26 protein-coding genes and 2 pseudogenes are annotated in these 23,734 nt (G+C 55.7%); 9 read left to right on the top strand and 19 right to left on the bottom strand.

All coding sequences use genetic code 11. The features are described 5' to 3' along the window. Positions 1-30: 30 nt before the first annotated feature. Together FIU89_RS22050 and FIU89_RS22045 are read right to left on the bottom strand one after the other, a co-directional pair. Entirely contained in the window at positions 31-1,065 is a 1,035-nt protein-coding gene (locus FIU89_RS22050) for a TRAP transporter substrate-binding protein (RefSeq protein ID WP_152494735.1), read from the bottom strand. Between the two features lie 58 nt (positions 1,066-1,123). After that, positions 1,124-2,566, bottom strand: a complete 1,443-nt coding sequence (locus FIU89_RS22045) for an NAD-dependent succinate-semialdehyde dehydrogenase (protein WP_037239070.1) — start codon at positions 2,564-2,566, stop codon at positions 1,124-1,126. Between the two features lie 314 nt (positions 2,567-2,880). Between FIU89_RS22045 and FIU89_RS22040 the strand changes: the two are divergent. After that, a pseudogene (locus FIU89_RS22040) lies at positions 2,881-3,738 on the top strand (IS5 family transposase); the annotation flags it as partial. Between the two features lie 55 nt (positions 3,739-3,793). Here FIU89_RS22040 and FIU89_RS22035 read toward each other — a convergent pair. From FIU89_RS22035 to FIU89_RS22015, 5 genes and pseudogenes are all read right to left on the bottom strand, one after another. Continuing rightward, a pseudogene (locus FIU89_RS22035) lies at positions 3,794-4,270 on the bottom strand (IS5 family transposase); the annotation flags it as partial. 143 nt (positions 4,271-4,413) lie between these two features. Further along, positions 4,414-4,629: a CopG family antitoxin gene (locus FIU89_RS22030; RefSeq protein ID WP_152494734.1), complete on the bottom strand. Its 216-nt coding sequence runs from the start codon at positions 4,627-4,629 to the stop codon at positions 4,414-4,416. Continuing rightward, positions 4,616-4,879, bottom strand: coding sequence for a BrnT family toxin (locus tag FIU89_RS22025; protein ID WP_152494733.1), 264 nt, complete (start codon positions 4,877-4,879; stop codon positions 4,616-4,618). The genes FIU89_RS22030 and FIU89_RS22025 overlap by 14 nt, the downstream gene beginning before the upstream one ends. Positions 4,880-5,043: 164 nt before the next feature. Next, complete coding sequence (locus FIU89_RS22020; protein WP_152494732.1) at positions 5,044-5,295, bottom strand: WGR domain-containing protein; 252 nt, start codon at positions 5,293-5,295, stop codon at positions 5,044-5,046. Then, the gene (locus FIU89_RS22015) at positions 5,295-5,924 is read right to left on the bottom strand and encodes a tyrosine-type recombinase/integrase (RefSeq protein ID WP_172978219.1); all 630 of its coding nucleotides are present in this window, start codon (positions 5,922-5,924) and stop codon (positions 5,295-5,297) included. Before FIU89_RS22015 ends, FIU89_RS22020 begins: the two co-directional genes overlap by 1 nt. A 254-nt stretch (positions 5,925-6,178) precedes the next feature. On the opposite strand from FIU89_RS22015, the gene FIU89_RS22010 reads away from it, so the two are divergent. The 5 genes from FIU89_RS22010 (at position 6,179) to FIU89_RS21990 (ending at position 8,674) form a co-directional block, all read left to right on the top strand. Beyond that, positions 6,179-6,865 (top strand): helix-turn-helix domain-containing protein, encoded by a 687-nt coding sequence (locus FIU89_RS22010; protein WP_152494730.1) that lies wholly within the window; start codon positions 6,179-6,181, stop codon positions 6,863-6,865. A gap of 106 nt (positions 6,866-6,971) precedes the next feature. Further along, on the top strand, positions 6,972-7,223 hold the full coding sequence (locus FIU89_RS22005; protein WP_036743750.1) for a type II toxin-antitoxin system Phd/YefM family antitoxin: 252 nt from the start codon (positions 6,972-6,974) through the stop codon (positions 7,221-7,223). Further along, positions 7,220-7,486, top strand: coding sequence for a Txe/YoeB family addiction module toxin (locus FIU89_RS22000; protein WP_152494729.1), 267 nt, complete (start codon positions 7,220-7,222; stop codon positions 7,484-7,486). Before FIU89_RS22005 ends, FIU89_RS22000 begins: the two co-directional genes overlap by 4 nt. Before the next feature lie 148 nt (positions 7,487-7,634). Next, complete coding sequence (locus FIU89_RS21995) at positions 7,635-8,363, top strand: ParA family protein (protein ID WP_152494728.1); 729 nt, start codon at positions 7,635-7,637, stop codon at positions 8,361-8,363. Further along, positions 8,360-8,674, top strand: a complete 315-nt coding sequence (locus FIU89_RS21990) for a hypothetical protein (RefSeq protein WP_152494727.1) — start codon at positions 8,360-8,362, stop codon at positions 8,672-8,674. The genes FIU89_RS21995 and FIU89_RS21990 overlap by 4 nt, the downstream gene beginning before the upstream one ends. Here the strand turns inward: FIU89_RS21990 and FIU89_RS21985 are convergent. The 4 genes from FIU89_RS21985 to FIU89_RS21970 all read right to left on the bottom strand — a co-directional run bounded on the left by FIU89_RS21985 (position 8,671) and on the right by FIU89_RS21970 (position 12,613). Further along, the gene (locus FIU89_RS21985; RefSeq protein WP_152494726.1) at positions 8,671-9,735 is read right to left on the bottom strand and encodes a replication initiator protein A; all 1,065 of its coding nucleotides are present in this window, start codon (positions 9,733-9,735) and stop codon (positions 8,671-8,673) included. The genes FIU89_RS21990 and FIU89_RS21985 overlap by 4 nt on opposite strands. 338 nt (positions 9,736-10,073) lie before the next feature. Further along, complete coding sequence (locus tag FIU89_RS21980; RefSeq protein WP_152494725.1) at positions 10,074-10,622, bottom strand: hypothetical protein; 549 nt, start codon at positions 10,620-10,622, stop codon at positions 10,074-10,076. An 18-nt stretch (positions 10,623-10,640) separates the two neighbouring features. Then, on the bottom strand, positions 10,641-12,314 hold the full coding sequence (locus FIU89_RS21975; RefSeq protein ID WP_152494724.1) for a type IV secretory system conjugative DNA transfer family protein: 1,674 nt from the start codon (positions 12,312-12,314) through the stop codon (positions 10,641-10,643). After that, positions 12,314-12,613 (bottom strand): mobilization protein, encoded by a 300-nt coding sequence (locus tag FIU89_RS21970; protein ID WP_152494723.1) that lies wholly within the window; start codon positions 12,611-12,613, stop codon positions 12,314-12,316. Before FIU89_RS21970 ends, FIU89_RS21975 begins: the two co-directional genes overlap by 1 nt. 642 nt (positions 12,614-13,255) lie before the next feature. On the opposite strand from FIU89_RS21970, the gene mobQ reads away from it, so the two are divergent. Together mobQ and FIU89_RS22740 are read left to right on the top strand one after the other, a co-directional pair. Then, a complete protein-coding gene (gene mobQ, locus FIU89_RS21960) occupies positions 13,256-14,602 on the top strand; it encodes a MobQ family relaxase (protein ID WP_152494722.1) in 1,347 nt (448 codons plus the stop codon). A gap of 150 nt (positions 14,603-14,752) precedes the next feature. Then, entirely contained in the window at positions 14,753-14,908 is a 156-nt protein-coding gene (locus FIU89_RS22740) for a hypothetical protein (RefSeq protein ID WP_254701920.1), read from the top strand. A 193-nt stretch (positions 14,909-15,101) separates the two neighbouring features. On the opposite strand, the gene FIU89_RS22885 is transcribed toward FIU89_RS22740, so the two are convergent. From FIU89_RS22885 to FIU89_RS21935, 5 genes are all read right to left on the bottom strand, one after another. Next, entirely contained in the window at positions 15,102-15,218 is a 117-nt protein-coding gene (locus FIU89_RS22885) for a hypothetical protein (RefSeq protein ID WP_099911053.1), read from the bottom strand. Between the two features lie 15 nt (positions 15,219-15,233). Continuing rightward, positions 15,234-15,383: a hypothetical protein gene (locus FIU89_RS22500; RefSeq protein WP_216647101.1), complete on the bottom strand. Its 150-nt coding sequence runs from the start codon at positions 15,381-15,383 to the stop codon at positions 15,234-15,236. After that, the gene (locus FIU89_RS21945; RefSeq protein WP_099911054.1) at positions 15,380-15,949 is read right to left on the bottom strand and encodes a gamma carbonic anhydrase family protein; all 570 of its coding nucleotides are present in this window, start codon (positions 15,947-15,949) and stop codon (positions 15,380-15,382) included. Before FIU89_RS21945 ends, FIU89_RS22500 begins: the two co-directional genes overlap by 4 nt. A 376-nt stretch (positions 15,950-16,325) precedes the next feature. Further along, positions 16,326-17,543 (bottom strand): CaiB/BaiF CoA-transferase family protein, encoded by a 1,218-nt coding sequence (locus FIU89_RS21940; RefSeq protein WP_037275504.1) that lies wholly within the window; start codon positions 17,541-17,543, stop codon positions 16,326-16,328. Next, the gene (locus tag FIU89_RS21935; protein ID WP_254701919.1) at positions 17,540-19,189 is read right to left on the bottom strand and encodes an FAD-binding oxidoreductase; all 1,650 of its coding nucleotides are present in this window, start codon (positions 19,187-19,189) and stop codon (positions 17,540-17,542) included. Before FIU89_RS21935 ends, FIU89_RS21940 begins: the two co-directional genes overlap by 4 nt. A gap of 99 nt (positions 19,190-19,288) precedes the next feature. On the opposite strand from FIU89_RS21935, the gene FIU89_RS21930 reads away from it, so the two are divergent. Beyond that, entirely contained in the window at positions 19,289-20,167 is an 879-nt protein-coding gene (locus tag FIU89_RS21930; RefSeq protein ID WP_037239202.1) for a LysR substrate-binding domain-containing protein, read from the top strand. 45 nt (positions 20,168-20,212) lie between these two features. Here the strand turns inward: FIU89_RS21930 and FIU89_RS21925 are convergent, their stop codons facing one another. Genes FIU89_RS21925 through FIU89_RS21915 form a run of 3 tightly spaced genes read right to left on the bottom strand, consistent with a single transcriptional unit; the run spans position 20,213 to position 23,680 of the window. Then, positions 20,213-21,829 carry a GMC family oxidoreductase gene (locus tag FIU89_RS21925; RefSeq protein ID WP_037239062.1) on the bottom strand — a complete coding sequence of 539 codons (1,617 nt, stop codon included), beginning with the start codon at positions 21,827-21,829 and terminating at the stop codon, positions 20,213-20,215. Positions 21,830-21,839: 10 nt separating this feature from the next. After that, complete coding sequence (locus tag FIU89_RS21920) at positions 21,840-23,147, bottom strand: TRAP transporter large permease subunit (RefSeq protein ID WP_152494721.1); 1,308 nt, start codon at positions 23,145-23,147, stop codon at positions 21,840-21,842. Positions 23,148-23,176: 29 nt separating this feature from the next. Beyond that, a complete protein-coding gene (locus tag FIU89_RS21915; protein WP_102106010.1) occupies positions 23,177-23,680 on the bottom strand; it encodes a TRAP transporter small permease subunit in 504 nt (167 codons plus the stop codon). Positions 23,681-23,734 lie beyond the last annotated feature (54 nt).

Genomic DNA, 23,734 nt, shown 5'->3' with positions numbered 1-23,734 from the left:
TTTCTTAGTTCAGACAATAATATTCAGGTTTCAGGGCGCTTCGACAGCGTAGCCAAGCTTGGTCAAAAAATCCATGCGCGACTGCTGGATCACACGAAAGTCTTCTGAGTTGGGCGAATACTTTTCGCGAACGACTTCATAGCGGGCTTTCTCGAATTTTTCGATATCGCCCTCTGGCCACGTAAGAAACTCAACTCCCGCTTCCTCAAGCTTCTTAACAATCTCGCCCTCTTCAAGACGTGACTGCACAAAGAAATCATCGCTTGCGGCCCGCAAAGAGTTGTCCACAATCTCTTTCAGGTCGTCAGGCAATGCGTTCCATGAATCCAGGTTCACAATCCAATCCGAAGCCCCGCCCATCGTGAATTTTGGGTTAATGACATATTTGGTAACTTCATGCCAACCAAAGCCGTAATGAACTGGTGTGGATACAAATTCGAACGCATCAATCGTTCCGCGTTGCATGCCGGTATAGATGTCTTCAGATGCCATGCTAACCGGAGAAACGCCAAATTTGGAAAGGGATTCAGCGGTCAAACCTGCAGTGCGAATTTTGAGACCTTTAAAATCTTCAAGAGACTCGATCTTCTTGTTGGACCAGATGTTTTCGCCAAGCAGTGTCGTAACGCCTAGGTAGTAAAAGTTGTTCCGCTCACCAACTGGCCGAAGCAATTCTTTACCGCCGCCGGAATAGAACCATTCTAATGCTTGCTGATCATAGAGGCCTGCGGGCCATTCGTTAATCCCCTGCAAGGCAGGTTCCTTACCACCGTAATAGAGTAAGAAAGTGTTGCCGAGATCTAGCGCACCAGCGCGCACAGCCTCTGTTACTTCTGGCGAAGCAACCACTTGCCCTGCTGGAAAGACCTGGATTTTCATACGCCCAGCAGAGGCTTTCTCGACCCGATTGGCGAAGTTTACGACGAGCGAGTTGTATTCTGACATCCCCGTGCTCGCGTAAGTCTGCATGCGCCATTCAACATCGGCTGCTGACGCCTGTAAGGGGCCAAAAGTCAACGCAGCTGCAAAGGCTGACAGCGCTATTGATTTCAACTTGGTTTTCATTTTTCTCTCCCTGTTTGATTTTAGTCTTATTTTGATATGACGCACAACGCGTCAGATCCTATCCTCCGATCGTTTGTTGAGTGACAAATTTTGTTGCCAAAAACTGGGCGACGGCCTCCGCTCCGCCTTCTGTACCCACTCCGGAATCTCCGATCCCACCAAAGGGAACCTCGGGCAAAGCCAATCCTAGATGATTGATGCTCACCATACCGGCCGCAATCCCCTTGCCCAGCTTTGCAACTGTCGCGGCACTTCCGGCGAAAGCATACGATGCTAGCCCGAATTCAAGACGGTTTGCTTCCTCCAGCGCTTCATCCAGAGTGTTGAATGGATTGATCAAAGCAACTGGACCAAACGGTTCTTCATTCATAATACGCGCAGCAATCGGGACATTTGTGAGAACTGTTGGTGCATAGAAGAACCCTTTGTTGGCGATACGATTTCCACCTGTGCAAAGCTTGGCGCCTAGTGACACTGCCTCATCCACCAACTCGGAAACTGAATCGACCCGCTTGCGATTGATAAGCGGCCCCATTTCTGTTGCGGGATCAAGCCCATCGCCAACGACCAACTCTGCGCATTGTTTGACAAACTTTTCAACAAAACGATCGAAGACCTTCTGTTGAACCAGGAAGCGCGTAGGCGACGTGCAGACCTGTCCGCCGTTCCGGAACTTTTGAAGCACCATGAATTTCACAGCAGCCTCGATATCGGCATCTTCAGCAACAATAACGGGTGCGTGGCCTCCGAGCTCCAGCGTCATGCGTTTCATATGGCTTGCAGCCATAGCCCCAATTTGCCGCCCGACCTGTGTCGATCCTGTAAAGCTGATTTTACGGATCACACGATGCGGTATCAGATGGCCAGAAATCATTGGTGGATCGCCATAAACCAAATTGATTGTATTCCCCGGCACGCCTGCGTCAACAAAGGCACGCACAAGTTCAGCAGGTGAGCCGGGCGTATCTTCCGGCCCCTTCAGCACAAAGGAACAACCCGCCGCCAAACCCGCTGCCAGCTTGCGCACACATTGATTGATGGGAAAATTCCACGGCGCAAATGCCGCTACTGGCCCGACTGGCTCGCGTAACGTGAGCTGAAGCACTTCGGCATTGCGCGCAGGAATAACCAACCCGTATGTCCGGCGCGCCTCTTCAGCGCTCCATTCTATGAATTCGGCACCGGCTAGAACTTCGGCCTTGGCCTGCGCCAATGGCTTCCCTTGCTCTAGCGTTAATATCCCGGCGATCATGTCAGCGCGCTCACGCAGAATAATCGCGGCATTTCGCAATATATTCGAGCGGGTATAAGCTGACATAGCCCCCCACTCCTCAAACCCAAGCTGCGCGGATTCCAGAGCGGCATCCAAATCACTTTTAGTTGCGACAGCTACTTTACCTATCATTTGTTCGGTAGCGGGATTCAAAACATCCAGGGCCAAACCTTCGCCGCCCGGACACCACTTGCCGCCAATAAAATGCTGAACCTCTGAATAGCTCATATTTTACAAATTCCCAATTGAGGTCGCTTCAACAACAGTTTATTTTTCTCACGCATATTTTGCACTCCAACTTAGACCATCTGATCGAATGGTAGGTCTATAGGACTGGTCTAAAAGGTGTGCTCCCATACAACTTCCAATCAGCTCGGCGATTACAGCATCAGTCTCAAATGGCCCTCGTCCGATCTTGACCACTCACTGATGACTTCATATCACAGCGAAAAGCTGACTAAGTTTGCAGGCTTTCACTACTTCTTGCAGCTGACAAACGAGTAAATATTAACCCTTGAGCAACTTTATGTTACCTATGCTGCTCGCTGACGATCTGGTTCGACCCCGAGATGCGCTGGGATGCCGTGCCGACAGGCAGGCGTGGCCGCCAGCAGACCTATAGCGATGCAGCGATCCAAACGTGCCTTACGATGAAGGTCCTGTTCGGCATGGCCCTTCGACAGACGACTGGGTTCGTGGAGAGCCTGTTGCGGCTGGTCGGTCTCGACTGGTCGGTGCCCGACTTCAGCACCCTCTCTCGCCGTCAGAAGACGCTGGCTGTAAACATCCCGTATCGCGGGTCCAAGGGGCCTGTGCACCTGCTGATCGATAGCACCGGGATCAAGGTCGAAGGCGAAGGGGAATGGAACGCTCGCAAACACGGCGGCCCGAAACGCCGGATATGGCGCAAGATCCACCTCGGCATCGACGAAGAAACGTTGGAGATCCGGGCCGTGGAGATCACCGGGAGCCATATCGGCGATGCACCGGTGCTGCCTGATCTGCTCAGCCAGATTCCGGAGGACCAAGAGATTGGCAGCGTTACGGCAGACGGCGCGTACGACACGCGCAAATGCCACAACGCCATCGCCGATCGCGGTGCTCATGCCATCATTCCACCCCGCAGGAACGCCAAGCCCTGGAAGGCGATCACAGCAGGAGCCATGGCCCGGAACGAAGCTCTGCGCGCAGCGAAATACCTTGGTCGGGCGCTCTGGCGAAGATGGAGCGGATACCATCGCCGAAGCCGCGTCGAGACAAAGATGCACTGTGTGAAGCTGCTGGGCCAGAGGCTCATGGCCCGGGACTTCGACCGCCAGGTCGCCGAGCTCCAGGTCCGTATCGCCGTCCTGAACGGCTACACCGCGCTTGGCATACCGGTCACAGAAGCCGTGGGATGAATCTGTCCGGGGAAAGGGGGACCTCGGCCATCAGCAGATTTGTGCAACAGAGTCTCTCCAACGTTTCTTCGTCGATGCCGAGGTGGATCTTGCGCCATATCCGGCGTTTCGGGCCGCCGTGTTTGCGAGCGTTCCATTCCCCTTCGCCTTCGACCTTGATCCCGGTGCTATCGATCAGCAGGTGCACAGGCCCCTTGGACCCGCGATACGGGATGTTTACAGCCAGCGTCTTCTGACGGCGAGAGAGGGTGCTGAAGTCGGGCACCGACCAGTCGAGACCGACCAGCCGCAACAGGCTCTCCACGAACCCAGTCGTCTGTCGAAGGGCCATGCCGAACAGGACCTTCATCGTAAGGCACGTTTGGATCGCTGCATCGCTATAGGTCTGCTGGCGGCCACGCCTGCCTGTCGGCACGGCATCCCAGCGCATCTCGGGGTCGAACCAGATCGTCAGCGAGCCCCGGCGCTTGAGCGCTTCATTATAGGCTGGCCAGTTCCTGGTCTTGTAAGTCGGGGGTGTCGGTCTGCTCATGCAGCCCAGCTACCATGCGGGATTCACGAGATGAATCCCTCACGGGATTTGTGCAACAGAGCCATGTCAGCAGGCAAAGCTTTATCCAAGGGCGTATTGATTTATTTGGCGAAATGCCCGGCGCGATCGGGCCAGTGCGCGCCTCACTCTAGGCGTTCAGCGATCCACATCTTGATAAGTGCCTGACGGGTGATGCCGAGCTTCTGGGCCTGCCTGTCCAGACCTGCGACAACCCAGGTCGGGAAATCCACGTTCACCCGCTTGGCCTCGACATTGAGGCGGCGCGCCTTTGTCCAATCGACATGGGCGGACATGTCTTCGCCCGCCGCAAACCGTTCGTCGAATTCAGTCGCTTTCATAGTGGTCAATCTCCTGTGTGCGAGCGCGGCGCACGGAGATGATCCGAACCCGGTCGCTACGGTATGTGTAGACAGCCGTCCAGTGTCTGGCCCCGATCATGCCAACCGCCAGAAAGCGTGGCTCATCCGTGACGTTGGCAGGGGCCTCGATCAGATAAGGATCATCCCAGAGGGCCTGGGCCTCATCAAAGTCGATCCCGTGCTTTTCACGGTTCGCGGCGCTTTTGTCGGGGTCATACTCAAACTTCATGAAGGGTAATATATGTTGAAAATGGTATAATTACTATACTTTTAAGCCGCCCTACAATGACGAGATTTACTCAGTTAAAAAGCAGCAACGCCGCCCGCATGTCCTAAGGACATGCGGGCGGCGTTGCTGGCCAGTCAAGAGGCTTGTGCGAGTCCATCACGCTATCATCTGAACATCACGAGCTGCTGGGGCTCGACCCAATAGCCGCGCCGACGCTTGGCGGCCTCCAGCGTAACCAGCGCCACGACGGCCTGGTCCTCGTCCGCGAACCAATCCATGCGGACCTGACCGCCCTGCCCTATCCGGCCCCATTCCCGCAGAAGCGTCCATTCTCCGAACAGGTTCGGCATCACGGCCATCCGGTAAAACCGGGCCATTTTCTGCGCAGGCTGGCGTTTCTCAAGGTAGGTCTGCATCAGAGATGATACTTGCGGGCGATTTCGAGGGCTTCGGCTTGTTCGGTGCCGATGTATTCCTTGGTGCTTTCAATGCTGGCATGGCCGAGCAGCAGCTGGGCCGCGCGCAGGTTGCCGGTCTGCTGGTAGATATGGGTCGGGAAGGTCCGGCGCAGCGAATGCAGGCCGTAGAGGCTGGGGTCGAGATGTGCCTTTTCCAGCCAGGAGCGGAATAGCCGCCAAAGCTGGCTTTCGCTGAGGTGGGTATTGGACCATCGTGCCCCCTGCCCCGTGAAGAGCCAGCCGTGCAGCGGCTTTTCAGAGGCGGTGAAATAGGCGCGCAGGCTGTCGCGCGTGTTTGAAGACAATCGCGCCTGGACCGGGCGTGCATTGCGGGCCTCGGTTTTCTTCTGCCGGATTTCGACGATCTCGCGCACCCCTGCTGGGGTCGCCACATCTGCCACCCGCAGCCGCACCAGATCGGAGCCCCGGAAGCTGGTATCGAGGGCGGTGTTGAACAGCGCCAGATCACGCAAGGCTTTTTCCTGGCGCAGGATCATCCGGATCAGGGAGACCTGGTCGGGGGTCAGCGGAGGCTTTTTGCCCACAACGCGGCCCTTGTTCCAGGTGGTCTCAACGGCAGCTTTCACAGGCAAATCCTTGCGAGGTTATAGCGATATAATACCCATAAACCTTGCATGATGGAAGCAGCATGTTGCGAGATGCTGCACTTTCCCTTTGTTTTGTTGGGTTTTCAGCTTGGGCACTGATGCAAGCTTTTATCATAAAGCTCGCATGAAGGGTCGCAGAGAAGAAAGTGGTTCGGACAGCGTTCGGGTTGCGTTCGTGGACGCTCATGATTGTGCCTAGGATAATCTTCCCATCAGCAACATGGAGTGATCTGATGGAAGTTATGGAACGAAATGCCGAGTATATCGCTGCCCAGTGTAAGTATCTTCGTAAGATGCTTGGGCTGACCCAAGAGAACCTTGCAGATGCTGCCGGGCTAACTGTCCGCACGATCCAAAAGGTGGAGAGCGGACGGCATGTGCCTGACGTTCAGACTTTGCGGAGTATTGCTCGCGGCATTGGGTTCGACGTGACTGTGTTCGCCAAGCCTACACCCGAGCAGGAGAAGCGTCAGCAAGAAGAGATTGAGCGTGCGCTGAAAAAAACTGCCCTCGTGCCCACATCGCCCATTAAGAAGGCGAATGACTTCTACTCCCGTAACCGTGAGTGGCACGCGCTCATGATTAATGCCGAGGCAGTGGAGGCGGACGACGCGCTCGAATTGACAGCGGCAATCTCAGAATGGATGAACGACCTTGACGGGATATGGGGGATCAGCACAGCCAGCCAGCGGCTGGGGTATGCGACCAGCATTTCCCAGTTGTGCCAGGAATTGGAAGGGCTTGGGTATCTCACCCACTTTGGCCATTTTCGTCAGCAGCACATGCGGGACAAAAATCTGGCCTGGGACGTGGCGTTGATCACTTTTTTGCCAAAGGCTGACCATGATGGGCACCGTTACGGCCTCGTCACCCTCGACGATCCCTGGGAGGTTCCCGAACAGGACCGTCCTAAACTGTGATCAACGCGTGGGGGCAGTCTGTCATTCAATTAGGCCACCCATGTCGCGCGACCTCTTTACTTGTACTTAATATTGTACATATAGAGGGAAGCAAAGGAGAGTTGACATGGATGTTATGACCTACTCAGACGCACGAGCTCAACTGAAGGGCGTCATGGATCGAGCGATCCACGACAAGCAGGAAGTTGTCGTGACGCGCAAGAAGGGCGAGTCCGTTGTGGTCGTGTCCTTGGACACTTGGAACGCCGTCAACGAGACGTTGCACCTCTTGTCCACACCGAAAAACGCATCCCGCTTGCGCGCGTCGATCGCGCAACTCGATGCTGGAACTGGCGAAGAGCGTGAGCTGACCGAGTGAAGCTGGTTTTTTCCGATCAGGCCTGGGAAGACTATCAATACTGGGTCAACACCAACGACAAGGTACGCGACCGGATCAACGATCTGATCAAGCAGTGCAAGCGGACCCCCTTCAAGGGAACCGGCAAGCCGGAACCTTTGAAGGGCGATTTGACCGGCTGGTGGTCACGGCGGATTTCTAAGGAAGATCGAATGGTCTACCGGGTCAGTGGAGCTGGCGATGGCCAAAGCCTAGAGATTGCGCAACTGCGGTTCCATTACTGAAAACCCTTAGGGTTGAAAGACTTAGATGTGATGTCGAACAGCTCAAAGCACTCCCGAATTTAACTCTAACTATGTCGTTAAAGTTAACTCTATAATTAATGTTAACGACATAGTTGACGTTAGAGTTAAACGAAGGCAATCTACCGCCATGTATGTAATCACCTTCGCAAACCCGAAAGGCGGCTCGGGGAAAACTACGTCCGCCATGCTCTTGGCTGAACAGATCGCTATTTCTGGCGGTCGCGTAGCGATTCTCGATCTGGACCCAAACGCCAACATCCTTGCATGGGCCCAGACGCGCGAAGCCGAGGGTAGAGACGTTCCTTTCACAGTTCATGCGCGACCGCAGGCCGAAGAGACGGTCGAGCTCATCGACAACCTATCCGACGAGGCTGACTATCTCATTATCGACCTTGAAGGGTCGAAGGATCAGATCGTCACTTTCGCGCTATCGCGGACAGATTTGTGCATCATCCCGCTCGATGGCTCGCCTATGGAAGCCCGGCAAGCCGCGCAAGCGGTTCGCTTGGTACAAACCACAGCAAACATGATCCGCGCGCAAATCAACTACGCTCTCTTGTTCACTCGCACCAACGCCGCGTTCCAGACCACGGATGAGCGCGACGTGCGGCAAGAAATGGAGCTCAACAACATCCCGACGCTACCCGTTCGGATCGCCAAGCGCGCGCCTTACACCCGCATCTTCCGGGACGGTGTGCTCTTGTCAGAGCTGCCTGACATCGTGACGCAAGAAATGCAGGGCAAAACCGCGTCTGTATCCGACAAGGCCATGAAGCAGGTGACCGGAGCCATCGAGAATGCCCGCGACTACGCACAAACCGTCATTGCAACCCTTACCAAGGAGCAAGTGGCATGATTGGGAAATACGGCTTCTCAGGCGGGATAGACCTGCCCAAGACAACACCAGCACCCAAGCCTCGGCCAAAGGTCGATGGCAGCTCATTAAGCGAGGCCGTCAGGGCCGGTGCCGATCTTGGCTTCGTCAACAGGGAGCCAACGACGCGCCTCAAACCTGGCCCCAAACGCAAAGAGCCGCAGGACAAAGTTTCGATACCTGGCCCGAAGCGCGTGGTGGATGATTTCCGGGCTTTTTGTTCAACGCGCGATCTTACCCTTTGGCAGGGCTTGGAGTTGTTGCTTGAAGAGCAGAAGGGTAGAAGCGGCTAAGGGTTGCCGCGTTTCTCAAAGATTTTCCGGCAGAACCCTAAGAATGCCCTGTCCGGGTTGGCCGGTGCATCGAGGCCACCGTCGGCCATCCATTCGCGCCATTCTTGCTCTAGCGTGTAGATATCCCATCCCGGCGCAACCTTACGGGCTTCCTGATAAACGTCAGGGCTCAAACGGATCGCCCCGGATGGAACCGCCAGAGCTTGCGGCTTTTCCGCGTGACGGTTTACAAATACGACCATGTTTTCGTCTAACCGGACTGAATAGTCCGGCATATGATTGTACGCCTCATCTTGAGCGACAATGTTGCCGACCAGCCGCTTAAACTCGCGAGAGGTCGAAGCCGATCCGCACTTGTCTTGCAAAGCAGAAAGACTGATTTTCCACTCTTTCTTCGAGCCACAGTGCTTGCGAGCGATCTCATAGATGCGCCGCTCTAATGGCTTACGCAGCCGGAAATAGTTCCGGTGGAGGGTCAAAACTTCATGCGCTTGGATCGCGTTGAACACCCAATCTGAGAGCTGCACCTCGATCTCCTGCATCCGACCATCGCGGGTTTCACGTACGATGCGAGCGCGGTCGATGATGCTGAAAATATCCAATTGCTCGACATCGCCGGTCACGATGTTCGTCTCAACCTGTGTCCCTTGCAGCCGGGCGAGGGCGCTTCGAAGGCCGCTATATCCACGCCCATCCGATGGCCGGTTCGTTGCTTTCAGAAGGTCGAACGCCTTCAGGCGAACGATTTTTGAAACCTTCTGACCTTTGTTGATAGCTGCCATAATTTGACTGATGCAGTAGATCAGCACATCGCGATCGTGGATCGTGGCCAGACCATCGGACGAAGGTTTCACTTCGAGATAGTTTCGCCCCGTCCCATCTTCGTATCGCCGCACTCGGTAATCTGGTTTTGTAGAAAGCGAGAAAATCGGATGCGCCATCGAAGCCATGTCGCCCTTGGGTGCGGCATCAAAGATATCGCATACAAAAAAGTCGCCTTGTTCCTGCCGATCTGGCAGCAAGGGAGAGCGGTCGCCGTCTTTCGTGATTTCACACACCATGACCTATGTTTCGTGATTTCACACACACGGTCAAGCCCTTTCGTGATTTCACACACATGCACAGAGCTTTCGTGTCTTTACACACGTTCTTTCGTGTCTTTACACACGCTTTATCGTGACTCTACACACAGGCCACTTCTAAAAGCCTAATGAATTCATAGGACTATGAACACTTATCCACAGCGTAACACATTATATAACACATATTTAACACTACAAAATTACTCCGCATTTCGCATGCAAGTTCCAAGCTAAGTAGTACGGACGAACACATCTAGAGAGCATGGAGCACCACGCAATTTCACACAGAAACCCGATCAACTGACGATTCTAGCTGCTCACCGTCGATAGAACACGCACGCATCGACACCCGTGGTTGTCGTGGTCCAGGATGCTCCAAGGACAGCGCATGTGGACGCGTTGCTGGCCAAGAAACGAGGAAGCGTCACCGTCAGCACCAGGGCCAAAACCAATGCACCCAGCCCAAACCAAGGCAGGCGGCTTTTGAGGCGATCTGCTTTCTGTTCCCGTTCGAACACCGCTCGATAGGCTGTGGACCTGTCATCTTCCGATTTGGCCAAGGCCCCGATGGTCTTGTCCGTCTGGACGCCAAGGCGTCTGACAATCTCTGTCATTGCGTCTGCGGTTGCGCCCAGATGGCTGTCGAAGGTCTGGCCCAGAAGATCCCCGTATTTTTTCGGATTGGTTTGGTCCCGTGCGGCGAAGGCTGCGATCCGCGCTTCTGTCGTGATCTTTATCTGCTTGTCCGCCACGGCGGTCAGATCGTCGATCCTGTCGGACATGCTGGCGACAGCCGTGGCCATGAGATCGAGCGTTTCGCGCAGATCATCGTCGGAGAGAGCAGGGAGGTCGGGTTGGTTTGGCATCGGGAGGCGTCCTTCGGATTACTGGTCCTGCGGGACGAACAGCCCCTTGAACTCGGGATCGGCGTAATAGCGCAGCTTTTGCGCGACGGCTGTGGCTTGCCCTTGGACGCGCAGGAGCTGGCGATCCGGTGGGAGCTGCATGATTTCATCGGGGGTCAGCAGATCACGGCCCGTGAGGTTATTTGAGAAGCTGGGGCCATCACCGGGCTTGAAGCTATCAGTCTGGAACCCGGCGGTTTCCTGGCCGATCATCTGGCTCAGCCACTTGGCCGTCTCGAAATCATTCACCCCGAAGACCTGCTGCACCCCGGCATTGGCAATGAAGGTGCCCGCGCGTTCGCCATAGAGGTCCTTGAGCTGGCTCATATCTTGCAGAATCGGCCAGAGTTGCAGCCCGTAGCCTGCCATCAGCCCCATGGCGCGTTCTACGGCCTCCAGACGGCCCAGGGCGGCAAACTCGTCCAAGAGGAACAACGTGGGCGTCTTGAGGCGCTGTGTGCCCCCCTGAGCGTCTGCGGGACCGCTCAGGGGCCTCACGGACGCCTCAGCGTCCCGCGCGATGTCCTGAAGGGCCTGAGACACCAGAAGGCGCAGCCAGCGGCTGTAGGCGTCCATCCGGTTCGGGGGCAGCACCAGAAACACGGATGTGATCCGGTGGCGCAGATCGGAGAAGTGGAAATCCGACCGCGACAGGACTTTGGCAATGCGCGGACTGTCCAGGAAATGCGTGTGGCGTTGTGCGTTGGATAGCACCGAGGCGGCTTCCCGATCCGCCTTGCCGAGGAAGCGGTTGGCGGCGCGGGCGATCAGCCCGCCCGCCGCATCGCTGTCCTGCATCAGCTCCAGCAGCGCGCGCAGCTTTTCCGGGGGCAGGGTGAGATATTCCCGGACGGTGGCAAGCGTCCGGCGGTTGCGGTCCTCGTGGCAGACGCAGAACATGATCAGGCCGCCGAGGATGGCCTTGGCCTCCTCGTTCCAATGCGCTTCCGAAACCTGTCCCGGCGGGTCCATGACCAGCGCCTCTGTCAGGGAGGCCGCATCCTCGCCCAGATCGAGGCTGTCCGGTGTCAGCCGGTCGAGCGGATTGTAGGCGGCAGAGGGCATCCCGGAGACCTCAAACGGATCGAGGACGTGGACCGTTCCGAACCGCCGCCGGGCTTCCCCGGCGATCCGAGCATTCTCACCCTTGGGGTCGATGACCAGGACCGAGCGTTCCGCCGCCAGCAGGTTCGGGATGACGGTGCCGACGCCTTTCCCGGCCCGTGTCGGGGCGAGGGTGATCAGATGGGCCGGACCGTCATAGCGCAGCAGCCGTCCGGTGTGCGGGTTGCGCCCGATCAGAAGGCCGTCTTCCCGCTGGAGTTTCTTCAGCTCCTTGCGGTTGGCGAAGCGGGCGGAGCCGTGGCTGTCGCCGGTCAGCCCGAAGAAGGCGTCCGCGCCAGAGGCCATGCGCCAATACTGGAATCCGAAGACGCCACCAACAAAAATGAACGGCCCGAAGACCAGCCACTGCCATGCGCTTTCTCCGGGCGGCTGGTCAAAGAAGGCGAAGACGAACGGCGTGGCGACAAGTGCCCCAATCATCGCGCCGAACAGGACAGCGCCGATCATCCAGCCCAACAGGATGGGCGTGAAGATCAATCGACCGAAGAACCGGAACAGCCCTCCGAAGACGCGCATCACGCCCCGCATCAGGACGGCTTTTCCGGATCAGAGCCGGACGGGGCAGGGGAGGGCGACCCGGAGGGCTGCACCCAGTCGGCGAAGGCCTTGCGATCCTGTTCGCGGGGCAGGTTGCGGATCAGCCGATCGAGCATCGCAGCGGCCCCGGAATCCCGTTCCGCCAGATCGAGGAGCGCTCCGCCCAGGATCACCTTGCGCCGCGTGTCGAGTTTGCGCTGTCTGGTGTTTTCCCGGTTCTTCAGCGCTTGGAGCCGGGCCTTGGCTTGAACGTATCGTTTCTCGGCCCGTTCGAGTTCGGTTTCTGCCAATGTGCGTCTCCATCTTTGAAAAGAGCAGGTGGACAGGTTGGTCTTGTCAGATCGAGCGATAGCGCTTACCCGTAGGCCTGTAAAGGACAAGGGCGCACTTATGCAAACTCTCCACCTGCGGCTCCGAGATTTGCGTGCGATCTCTCTGGGGCCACGCCCCGACCGATGGCCATCCCCTTCGCTGCGTGCCGCCGCGACATGGAAGGGCGCGCTGCCCCTTCCAAACCATCCCAGCCCAACCTCAGCGGTTGGATCGCGTCCCGCAAGGTCGCGCCAGCGTCTCGCCCGATGCCCCACGGTGGGGGCCGGTCTGCCGCTGGCGTCTCCCTTGCGGGAGGTTCGTGTCGTCGGACCTGACGGTGCCGACACGAACCGGGTTTGCCCCCGGCAAACCGCCAGTGATCTACCCCCATATCCCGCCCCCCATGAGGCTGGGGATCTGGGGACAGATCACTGGCAAGCCTGCGCCTCGGAGAGCCGTTGGCTCGCCTCAGGCGGGCTGTCTTTTCTTCTCGGACCGCGCCGGTTCCGGGCGCACTCTTGCGGAGAAAAGACGGCTGACCCGACGGCCCATGTCGGGGCATTGGCCGGTGTCAGCCGCGGCGCTCGGGCTTGTCCGCATCACTGGCGAGGGGAGGGCGCATGGCCAGCTACCACCTCTCCGTGAAGACGATCAAACGCAGCGCCGGGCGCTCCGCCACGGCGGCGGCAGCCTACCGTGTCGGAGAGCGCATCGAGTGTCAGCGCGAAGGCCGTGTCCACGATTACACCCGCAAGCAGGGCATCGAGGAGACCTTCATCCTGGCACCGAAGGACGCGCCGGACTGGGCCTCGGACCGGTCCCGCCTCTGGAACGAGGTCGAGGCCAGCGAGACCCGCCGCAACTCCGTCACCGCCCGCGAGTGGGAGCTGGCCCTGCCGTCCGAGATCAGCGCCGAGGACCGCTCTCAGATTACCCGCGACTTCGCCCAAGAGCTGGTGAGCCGCTACGGCGTGGCCGTCGATGTGGCGATCCATGCGCCGCACCGCGAAGGCGATCAGCGCAACCACCATGCTCACGTCCTGACCTCCACCCGCAAGCTCGAAGCCGGGGGCTTCACCACCAAAACCCGCGTGCTCGATTCCGCGAAGACCGGCGGCGTCGAGATCGAGCAGATGCGCGGCCTTTGGGCCGAGTTGCAGAACCGCGCGCTGGAGCGTGTCGGGGAAGTTGAGCGCGTCGATCACCGGTCGCTTGAGAAGCAGCGCGAGGCCGCGCTGAATCGAGGCGACAAGCTGACGGCCGAGGAGCTGGACCGCGACCCCGAGCTGAAGCTGGGGCCAGCGGCCAATTCCATGGAGCGGCGCGCCAAGGTGATGGCCGAGCGTCAGGGCCGGGAATACGTCCCCGTCACCGAGCGCGGGGCCGTGGTCCATGCCGCCCGCCAGGCCCGCGCCGCCTTCCGCGAAATGCGTGAGCGGCTGGATATCGCGCGGGAGACCTACGGCATCGAGCGCGAGGCGGGGCAGGGCCGCGTCTCTGCCGGTCTGGCGGCCCTGAGGGCCGCAACCGCGAAAGACCGCGACGGGCGCACGTCAGATGATATCCGGGAGCGGTTGTCGCAGGTTGTGGGCCGGTCCCGGGACCAGGACGACACGCCGAAGCCGGAAGGTCGCAATTACGCGCGCGAGCGGCTGAAGGAGATCATGGAGAAGGACGCCGGGCGCGACGGCCAGGCTGCGGTTCACAAGCTGGACGGGTACAGCGAAAATGACCTCGGCGAGGAGGCCGCGAGACCGTCGCGGACCCCGGCCCAGCGTCAAAGGCAGGGCCGTTCCGAGGACATCGAGCGCGAGCATCGCAAGCCGTCCGTCAATGAACGGCTAAAGGACGTTTTGAACAAGCCGCGCGAGCGGCTGGAACCGGACAACGACCGCGAGCAGGAGCGCGATGATGACGAAAACGAAAACACGCGGGACAGGGATCGTGGCGAAGGCCACAGCCTGTGACGCGATATGACAGGACAAACAGAGGAGACCGAAAGATGGATGAAGTATTCAACGTGGGGAAAACGTTGCTGTTGGATGGGCAGCCCATGTCCTTGGTGACGCCCGCAGGCGTCGAGGCCTGGATCGACCAAGGGATCAAGTACAGCTATCGTGCGCGATCCGCTCGACGGCCAGATGAAGTACCGCTGCATCTATGAGAAAGATGGGGCGGATGTGCCGTTTGTGCTGGTCAACAGTCCAAGCAGCGGCGACGGGCGGGTGATCCTGTTTGACGAGCTTCCGGATCAGATTGATCGAGATTTTTAGGTAGACCTGCAGTCTTTTGCTTGATAGGGGTAGGGCGCATAAAGCCCGCGGAATCGAATTGGACCCGATCAGCGAACGAACCATCTTGGCCCGCGGCGTGCGAAAAGCTGCAACTTGAGGCCTGACACACGACCGCAATCAATCTTGTCCAGACAGATCAGAAAATCCTTGCAAAACCGGGGGCATCCACACACTACCCCTGCAACTCGCGTAAGGTAATTGTTGTCGGGACCATCACACGACGCCAGATCATCGGACTGATCCCCAAAAGCCGAACCTTCAGCTGAACAATATTACAGACAGTGTCCATATCCTGAACGTGCCATCAATAGCCGCACGCGGCACCGGCCCCGCACTTTGCTGTACTCTCTATGAATACCGCAGCATCGCCATCGCCGAGACCCAGGCGCAGATTGCTGCCGTCGAGGAAAAGATTGCTGCCAGCGCGACCGATCAAGCCTCGCAACCAGATCAAAGACCTTTCAAGGTGGTGATGCCGACGGGCAGGGTGGCGGATTGGAGCCCCCCAGCAAAGCGGCGCCAGCGGAGACGATAAAGTTCCGCAGCTTTTTCCAAATCAGCCACACCATCTGCATCGATCTTACGAACCGCGCGGCCAGGGCTTCCAACGACCAGAGTGTTGTCGGGGATCTCTTTGCCTTCGGTGACCAGCGCGCCTGCGCCAATTAGGCAGTTTTTGCCAATCTTGGCACCATTGAGGATGGTCGCGCCCATGCCTATCAACGTGCCGTCACCGATGGTGCAGCCGTGGATCATCGCGCGATGCCCGATGGTGCAGTTGACACCAATATGGATGGGGAAGCCGGGATCGACATGCAGCACGCAGTTGTCCTGAACATTCGACCCTGTGCCCAAATAGATAGTGGCATCGTCGGCGCGCAGGATGGCACCAAACCAGATGCTAACGTCGGCCTCGATCTGCACATCGCCGATTAGCACAGCCGTGGGCGCGACGAAGGCTTCGCCCGTGGTGGGGCCACGCGGGCCGATGTTGTCCAAAGTGAATAAATGTGTGGTCATTGTTGCATCTCCTACGCTGTACCGGATCGCCCATGGACTCAAACTGAGTTTTTCTGATGAATCCTGACCCTAAGAGCGTTGTGCCCACAGTCAGTTCAAATTTTAACCTCATCAACTTTCCTCCCATTTGGTCCAGCGTCAGGCTGGATTTATCTTAGAACGCGTCAACGATTTCATCTAAAAGGGCTTTGGAGACAGTTGTGAACTTGTTTTTTTCAACTGCGCACGAGTAATCCCTGCAGATGCAACCAAATTTCGCTGCGTTGATCGTTGTCAATCGGAATCGAGTTTTGCGATCTTGCATCACCAAACCCAACAATTAAAGCGATCGATCAAAGTATCCCAAAGCGTCCGGGAAGAGGTACAGCAGCGCCACTCATATAGTGCCTTTCTCACGCAGATCTGTAATTTTTTTGGGGTCATAGTTAAGCATTTTGGACAGGATTTCGTCCGTATGCTCGCCCAGCATTGGCGGCGGCAGGCGAACACCAAACTCATGGCCTTCCATGCGGATCGGTGTGCGCATTACCTTTGCTTTCACATTTGGCGCAGCGCTGTGGTTAATCTCTTGAACTATACCCCGCGCCTGGATGTGGGGGTCGTCGAACACTTCGGGGATGGTGTTGATCGGTCCGCAAGGTATCCCGGCCGCCTGCAAATCTGTAAGCCATTGGGCTGAAGGTTTTTTGGCCAATTCTGCACGAATCTCGATCAAAGCGGCGTCACGATTGGTTAGCCGAAGGGTGTTGGTGACAAAGCGCGGATCATCGGCCAGATTGGGCCGTCCGATGGCCTGACAAAGGCGTCGGTACTGACCATCGTTACCCACGGCTAGATTTATGTGGCCGTCAGCGGTGGCGAAGGTCTCATACGGAACGATGTTTGGATGGGCATTGCCCAAACGCCCCGGATGAACACCACCGACAAGGTAGTTGGACGCCTGATTGTATAACCACGCAGCCTGACAATCGAGCAACGAAATGTCAATGTGCCGCCCGACACCGGTTTGGTCGCGTTCACGGAGCGCGGCCAAGATAGATACTGCCGCATACATCCCTGACATGATGTCCGAGATCGGCACCCCTACCTTCATAGGCTGTCCCGCGGCCTCTCCGGTAATGCTCATCAGGCCACCCATGCCCTGAACGACGAAATCGTAGCCGGGCCGCTCGGCATAGGGACCAGTCTGTCCAAAACCCGTGATCGAGCAATAAACAAGACGTGGGTTGCGTGCGTGGACCGACCCCCAATCCAGTCCACGACGCTTGAGATCACCAACCTTGAAATTCTCGACCAGAACATCGCTTTTATCGATAAGATCATGGATGATTTCAAGGCCATCGTCTGATCCTATATCAACTGTCAAAGACCGCTTGTTACGGTTTGTGGACATGAAATAAGCACTTTCGCGGGTGTCGTTTCCATCCCGATCCTTCAGGAAGGGTGGGCCCCATCCGCGAATGTCATCACCGATGCCTGGCCTTTCAATTTTGACGACATCCGCCCCCAAATCGCCCAAGGTCTGCGTGCAACTTGGCCCTGCAAGAATGCGCGAGAGATCAAGAACCCGCAGGCCGTCAAGCGGCAAAGTCATGGGTTTCCCCTCTGTTCAGAGATGATCACCCCGGGGTTCATAATTGACTTGGGATCAAGTGATTTCTTTGCCGCAGTGAATGCAGCGCCGATTGGCGCCGGGCGCTGTTTTTCATACCAAGGCATGTGCAGTCTGCCAACGGCATGGTGGTGGGTGATCGTGCCCCCTGCCTTCATCACAGCATCATAGGCGGCGATTTTAATTTCCATACACTGCTCGCCCATTCGCTCACGGTCTGGAAGGCAATGGAACGTGAAGTACGGCGCGGGGCCATTGGGATAGACGTGGGTAAAGCGACAAGTGACGGTGCCCGCCCGACCGGTCACCCGCTTGATCGCTGCATTCACTGTCTCGATGACCGAGCTGTGCAGTTCTTTGAAATTGTTCCAGCACACAGCCGTTTCAAAGGTCTCACGACATATTCCGCGCGAAGTCATATGCTCACGATAATATGGGCCGCGAATGAAGGCATTGCGCCATTGACCAGCCACGCTGTTGCGTCCCTGTTCGGCCTCATCAACCGGTGTGCCTCCGAACTCTCGGCACAGCTCGACGGTAAGGTCCATCAAGTGATCCACCGGATAGTGTGAGCTTTCATACCCCAACACCAAGATTGGCCGGCTACCATCGAATGCTCCGGTCAACTTGGCTTCAAGCGCGTCAATCAGGCGGCAGTTTGCTGGGTAAAGACCAGCTTGCGATATCGCACGCACCGCTTCGACACCTTGATCGTATTCGGCGAAAGTCACCGTCTTGCTGGCCTTGTGCTTGATCCGGGACAAGACTCTGATCCAAGCTTCGGTGATGATTCCAACGGATCCTTCTGTGCCCATCACATAACGGTCGGGCGACGGACCAGCGCCAGAGGCGGGCAAACGGCGGCTTTCGCTGATGCCGCTTGGCGAAACCATGCGGATATTTTCGACATAATCGTCGATGTAGGTGCCGTGTGTCGCGTAGTGACCGGCAGCCCGGGTTGCGATCCAGCCGCCCAGGGTCGAAAGCTCAAAGCTTTGGGGATAGTGACGCAAAGTGACGTTATGGGTTTTTAGCTGTGTTTCTAGGTCGGGTCCATACACCCCCGCCTGGACACGCGCAGAACGCGACACTGGGTCGAATTCCAAAATCTTGTTCAAGTACCACATGTCGATGGTCACCACACCGGCATAGGTTCCGTTGATTTCAGGATTCACACCGCCGACGACACTCGATCCGCCGCCAAAAGGAATAACCGCCGCACCAATGTCACCCGCCCAATCGATTAGCGCGCGTACATCCTCTTCATTACGCGGATAAGCAACCACATCTGGGGCATTGCGGAAATCCCCGCGAAACATCTTGGCGCTGTCAAGAAATGACCGACCGTAGCTATGCAACGCACGCTCATACCGATCTGTGCGGCAAATATCTTTGATTGCCTCTGGAAAATGGGTAATTCTGCTCTCTGGCATATCGATGGTATCAAGCGTTGGTGCGGGCTTTACGTCGAATGCATCAACCTCGAAGGTACGGTGCCAAGTATCCAGTACCGGCTTCATCTCTTCGGGTGTGGCGCTTTGATCCTCAAAGCCCCAAGCATAGAATTTTCTACGTCTCTCGGTCATAGCTGTCCCCTTAAGGATTTTTTTGACATACAATTTGTCCATTAATGCTGCACTGAATTTAATATTTCAGCTTAGTTCGTTGACTTGCAACTAAGTTATTCTTAGTCTTTGGCTGAGTTTTTATTGTCCTAGGTTGCGTCGATGGATCCTAAATTACCACCACTAAATGCACTGCGTACTTTCGTCATGGCAGCGCAAACAGGAAGTTTTGTCAGTGCTGCTAATGAGCTGAGTGTGACGCCCGCAGCGGTGAGTCGTTCGATTAAATCGCTTGAGGATTATTTGGGGTGCAGCCTTTTTCACCGGATGCACCGACAGATATCCTTAACCCACGAAGGACGGAATTACGCTGATAGTCTAGCCGACGTCTTTGATGAAATTAGTTTGGCCACACATAATCTGGTCGGAAAAAATGCCGATCGACCCCTTGTTATATGCGCCTACCCCAGCTTCATCGTCAGCTGGCTAGTCCCCCGCTGGTCACGGTATTTGCAATCTCATCCAGGCGCGCAACTTCGGATTGTCACCACTCTTAGTCATGAGATTCATTTCGAACAGATGGGCATCGACCTCGCAATACTTTCAGATAGTTTAGAGGATCAAAGATATATTTCGTCGCGGTTGTTTGAGACGAATTTGGTTCCGGTATGTCGGCCGGATTATCTCCCGCCTAATACGTTGATCAGCGATGTTGCCGATTGGCAAAATGCACTTTTACATTGCGAAACCCGGCCCAAAGATTGGGAAAGATGGTCAAATGCAAATGGCATTCATGTTGATACAAAGCGTGGTCAATGGTTTGAAAACGCGTCGATGATGTACGAAGCAGCCATGAGCGGACTTGGAATAGCTATCGGAATCGAAGCCCTTCTGGACCGTGAATTCTCGTCAAACCGCCTTGCCCATGCATTCAGCGATAACAAAGCAATCGTTTGCCCCTTTTCTGTAATCCGACCGAAAGCGACTGAAACCCATCCGTTGTTCCCTACCTTCATGTCTTGGCTACAACAGGAGATTTAGAGTGCCCTACCTGTTGTAGGCGGTCAAAATCCGGGGAGCTTCCTGTTAACTACTGGCCTGAATTGTCTCGCCAGCAATCAAACCAATAGCCATGCAGCTCAGATTGGTATTTCCGCTCAGGATTGTTGGCATGATCGACGCATCCACGACACGCAGGTTTTCTACGCCGCGTACCCGCAGGGCGCTATCAACCACAGAGCTATCATCGTTACCCATGCGACATGTGCCAACGGGGTGATAGACGGTTTCCGCGGTTTTTCTGATCCAGCGACGCACCACCTCGGGATCGGTGCTTAATGCATCTTTATCAATCGCCTTATCTAGATATGTCCGCATGGCTCCACTTTCGACGACATCCACCATACGGGTAACGCCATCAGCCAGCATATCAAGATCCTTCGAATGGGACAAAAACCGCGGATCGATAAACGGAGCATCATTCGGATCGGCGGAGGCTAGCCTGATTTCGCCAACACTTTGTGGTTTGAGCTGGCAAACACGCAAAGCAAAACCGTTCTTTGGATGTTGTTCTCCTTTCGGCGGCCACTTTAACGCCAAGACAAGATGAGTTTGAAATTCAGCTTGGTCAGGACGATCGGTCCCCCAAAAGGCACCCGCCTCAATCCCTTGTGTCGCAGCACTTCCCGTACCTTTGAGAAGATATTGCGCGCCGGCTAGGGCGCTGTGGCAAAGGCCCTCGTAGGGTCGAAAATATTTGGTATAAGTGTCAACGCCCTGCGTCGCCCAACGTATTGAACAATCCAGATGGTCACGCAGGTTCTGACCAACCTCAGGAGCATCAATGATGGGGGTTATCCCCGTTTCGCGCAAATGCGTCGAAGGCCCAATTCCGGACAACATCAAAAGCTGCGGTGTGCCAATTGACCCCGCGCTTAAGATTACTTCGCTATCGGCACGGAGCAGTACTTCATCAGAGCCTTTTTTAACTACAACACCACAAGCTGCACCATTCTCTAGGTGGACCCGCCGTACTGGCAATCCGGACAGAACGGTCAAGTTGCTCCGACCACTCGCTTTCTTAAGGAACATTGACGCGCCATGGCGTTTGCCATACGCGATGTTCACATCAAAGTAACCAGCACCCGCCTGATTTTCGCCGTTGAACCCTTCATCGTTTTGCCCAATGCCCGCTTGCTCACAAGCCTCAATATAGGCCTCGGACAAGGTATGGCCGGTCAATCGCCGCGATAGCTTTATTGGCCCATCCTGTCCGCGCCCGTTACGGCACTCTAGGGGTAGAGCGCTACAATCTTCGATTTCACGCAAAACCCGATACATGTTTTCGGGGCCCCACTCAGGAGAGGAGACAGCCGCCCATTTATCATAATCGCTACGGGCACCCTTGATAGCAATCATAGAATTGATGGAAGACGATCCTCCGATCACCTTGCCACGCGGTATATAAATTTTGCGTGCCTCAAGCTCAGGCTGGGCCGTGGTCGAGAATTTCCAGTTATAGGCCGCGCCATTATAGAGCAGTCGTACCCCGGCAGGCATCCTGATGAGCAAGGATTTATCACTCTTTCCCGCTTCGATCAGCGCCACACGTACTGTCGCATCTCGACTTAGGCGTTCCGCCAAAGCGCATCCGGAAGAGCCCGCGCCGACGATTATATAATCGTAAATTGCACTTTCTTTCATTCGTTGTCTCCTAGTTAATGATCCAAAGAACAATTCCAGGCATCGTAAAACACGCCGCGACGGTCACCAGTTGCATCAAAACGAAAGCCGGCGCTGCGGCGTAAATTGTTCGCAAACTAATGGACGGCGGTGCCACTGACTTCAGGAAAAATATGTTATATCCGAATGGTGGCGTCAGATACGCGGTTTCCAAAACCAGAATGACGAGGGCACCGATCCAAACCAGATTAACATCAAGCGCAGTCAGTACGGGCAAAAACACCGGCATGACCAAAAACAGAATACCGATAGGGTCGACGAAAAATCCCAATACAAAGATTGTGGCAAGCATAACCCCAATCACGACCCCCGGTGAAACTCCCAAGCTATCTATCAAGGCACGCACAACCTCATCACCACCAATACCTGAATAAACAGAGACCAGAAGCAATGAATTGAGGGCAATCCACAACACCATTGTCGTTTGCTTGGCGGCCTCGACCGCCGCTTCAAAAATACGCTTCAGATCGATGGTGCCCAAAATCAATGCGATGATCATACTTGCTGCGGCCCCGATCGCAGCCGCTTCTGTCGGTGTGGCAATGCCTGCGAACAAGGATCCCAAAACTGCAAAAACGACCAAAACGGATGGCACAGTCCGCAAATAGATACGCACACGTTCTTTTGGTTCGATATGTCCCATCATACTGTCATCAGCCGCAGGGCACAGATTTTTATCCAACCAGCAGCGAACGACTATATAGGCAACGAGAAAGAATACCATCACGGCACCGGTCGATAAGCCTACCGCAAACATTTTACCCACTGAAACGCCTGATAACCCGCTAAAGACGATTGCAAGAATGCTTGGAGGAAAAAGCTGGCCAAGTGCCCCACCAGCCATAATGACACCCAACGCGATTTTCTCATCATAGTTCCGGCTTAACATCGCAGGCAAAGCTATCTTGGTTGAAGTAATCACACCAACCGCGCTGACGCCTGACATGCAGCCGATTCCAGCGCAGACGAAAATTGTCCCGATAGCCAACCCGCCTCGAACTTTGCCGATTATCAAATACATTGCGCTATAAAGGTCGTCGGCAATACCACTTCGAACAAGTATCGATGCCATGAACATAAAGAACGGCAATGAAACCAAAGAGGTATTCTGCATCCCCGAGTAAACTTGACTGCCCAGAATAAAGATCGAAGCAGGACCCCAGACAAAATAGCCGAAAGCCAGTGAGACAATGCCAACTCCAAAGGCAATTGGCACGCTGAAAAACAACACGATGATCACCGATAGGAAAAGCAGAACGGTAAGGAGCGCAGGGTCCATAATTGGTTTCTCTTTTTAGTCAATAAGAGTTATTTTTGTGGTAGAGAGGGATCGTTACCCTGTGTGGTTCGGATAAACGACGCTAACGCCTGCAAGAACATCGTTCCGACCGCCACGATCAAGAGAAACGACAAAGGCCATACAGGTGGATCCCAGGGCGTGTTCGAAGTCTCCAACATCAAAATGGAGTCAGTGGCACGCTTCCAAATAACTTTAAGAAAGATAGCCGAGTATATGCAGATAACCAGACTAACAGTTCCGGCAAGGATCAAATTCATCCGGCGCGACAAAAGGCTATTGATAAAGTCGATGGCAACATGTCCACCCGTGCGCAGGTTGTCAGCCGCACATAGTAGAAAAATGGAGCCGAACAAGATCTGCACAAGTTCTCCCGTCCATATCGTAGGTTGGGACAGTACATAACGCGCAAAAACTTCGTAACATGCGGCTATCATCCCCGCGATCAGCGCAAGTGTCGCCAAATACGACAGGTATTTTGATGTTCCATCCACTAATGAAAGTAATTTCTGCACGCTCCCGCCTCCCTTTTTTAATTGTTGGGAACGGGCATTACTGCCCGGGCCCTT

The organism is Roseovarius sp. THAF27, assembly GCF_009363655.1.
Lineage (GTDB): Bacteria > Pseudomonadota > Alphaproteobacteria > Rhodobacterales > Rhodobacteraceae > Roseovarius.
Note: the sequence above shows the minus strand (reverse complement) of the source record. Positions and strands in the feature narration are given on the sequence as shown.

What these genes read in the sequence shown, in the direction of transcription:
- FIU89_RS22050 (WP_152494735.1), bottom strand. Translation starts at nt 1,065, where the DNA reads ATGAAAACCAAGTTGAAATCAATAGCGCTGTCAGCCTTTGCAGCTGCG.
- FIU89_RS22045 (WP_037239070.1), bottom strand. Translation starts at nt 2,566, where the DNA reads ATGAGCTATTCAGAGGTTCAGCATTTTATTGGCGGCAAGTGGTGTCCG.
- FIU89_RS22030 (WP_152494734.1), bottom strand. Translation starts at nt 4,629, where the DNA reads ATGAAAGCGACTGAATTCGACGAACGGTTTGCGGCGGGCGAAGACATG.
- FIU89_RS22025 (WP_152494733.1), bottom strand. Translation starts at nt 4,879, where the DNA reads ATGAAGTTTGAGTATGACCCCGACAAAAGCGCCGCGAACCGTGAAAAG.
- FIU89_RS22020 (WP_152494732.1), bottom strand. Translation starts at nt 5,295, where the DNA reads ATGCAGACCTACCTTGAGAAACGCCAGCCTGCGCAGAAAATGGCCCGG.
- FIU89_RS22010 (WP_152494730.1), top strand. Translation starts at nt 6,179, where the DNA reads ATGGAAGTTATGGAACGAAATGCCGAGTATATCGCTGCCCAGTGTAAG.
- FIU89_RS22005 (WP_036743750.1), top strand. Translation starts at nt 6,972, where the DNA reads ATGGATGTTATGACCTACTCAGACGCACGAGCTCAACTGAAGGGCGTC.
- FIU89_RS21995 (WP_152494728.1), top strand. Translation starts at nt 7,635, where the DNA reads ATGTATGTAATCACCTTCGCAAACCCGAAAGGCGGCTCGGGGAAAACT.
- FIU89_RS21990 (WP_152494727.1), top strand. Translation starts at nt 8,360, where the DNA reads ATGATTGGGAAATACGGCTTCTCAGGCGGGATAGACCTGCCCAAGACA.
- FIU89_RS21985 (WP_152494726.1), bottom strand. Translation starts at nt 9,735, where the DNA reads ATGGTGTGTGAAATCACGAAAGACGGCGACCGCTCTCCCTTGCTGCCA.
- FIU89_RS21980 (WP_152494725.1), bottom strand. Translation starts at nt 10,622, where the DNA reads ATGCCAAACCAACCCGACCTCCCTGCTCTCTCCGACGATGATCTGCGC.
- FIU89_RS21975 (WP_152494724.1), bottom strand. Translation starts at nt 12,314, where the DNA reads ATGCGGGGCGTGATGCGCGTCTTCGGAGGGCTGTTCCGGTTCTTCGGT.
- mobQ (WP_152494722.1), top strand. Translation starts at nt 13,256, where the DNA reads ATGGCCAGCTACCACCTCTCCGTGAAGACGATCAAACGCAGCGCCGGG.
- FIU89_RS22885 (WP_099911053.1), bottom strand. Translation starts at nt 15,218, where the DNA reads ATGGACACTGTCTGTAATATTGTTCAGCTGAAGGTTCGGCTTTTGGGG.
- FIU89_RS21945 (WP_099911054.1), bottom strand. Translation starts at nt 15,949, where the DNA reads ATGACCACACATTTATTCACTTTGGACAACATCGGCCCGCGTGGCCCC.
- FIU89_RS21940 (WP_037275504.1), bottom strand. Translation starts at nt 17,543, where the DNA reads ATGACTTTGCCGCTTGACGGCCTGCGGGTTCTTGATCTCTCGCGCATT.
- FIU89_RS21935 (WP_254701919.1), bottom strand. Translation starts at nt 19,189, where the DNA reads ATGGACAAATTGTATGTCAAAAAAATCCTTAAGGGGACAGCTATGACC.
- FIU89_RS21930 (WP_037239202.1), top strand. Translation starts at nt 19,289, where the DNA reads ATGGATCCTAAATTACCACCACTAAATGCACTGCGTACTTTCGTCATG.
- FIU89_RS21925 (WP_037239062.1), bottom strand. Translation starts at nt 21,829, where the DNA reads ATGAAAGAAAGTGCAATTTACGATTATATAATCGTCGGCGCGGGCTCT.
- FIU89_RS21920 (WP_152494721.1), bottom strand. Translation starts at nt 23,147, where the DNA reads ATGGACCCTGCGCTCCTTACCGTTCTGCTTTTCCTATCGGTGATCATC.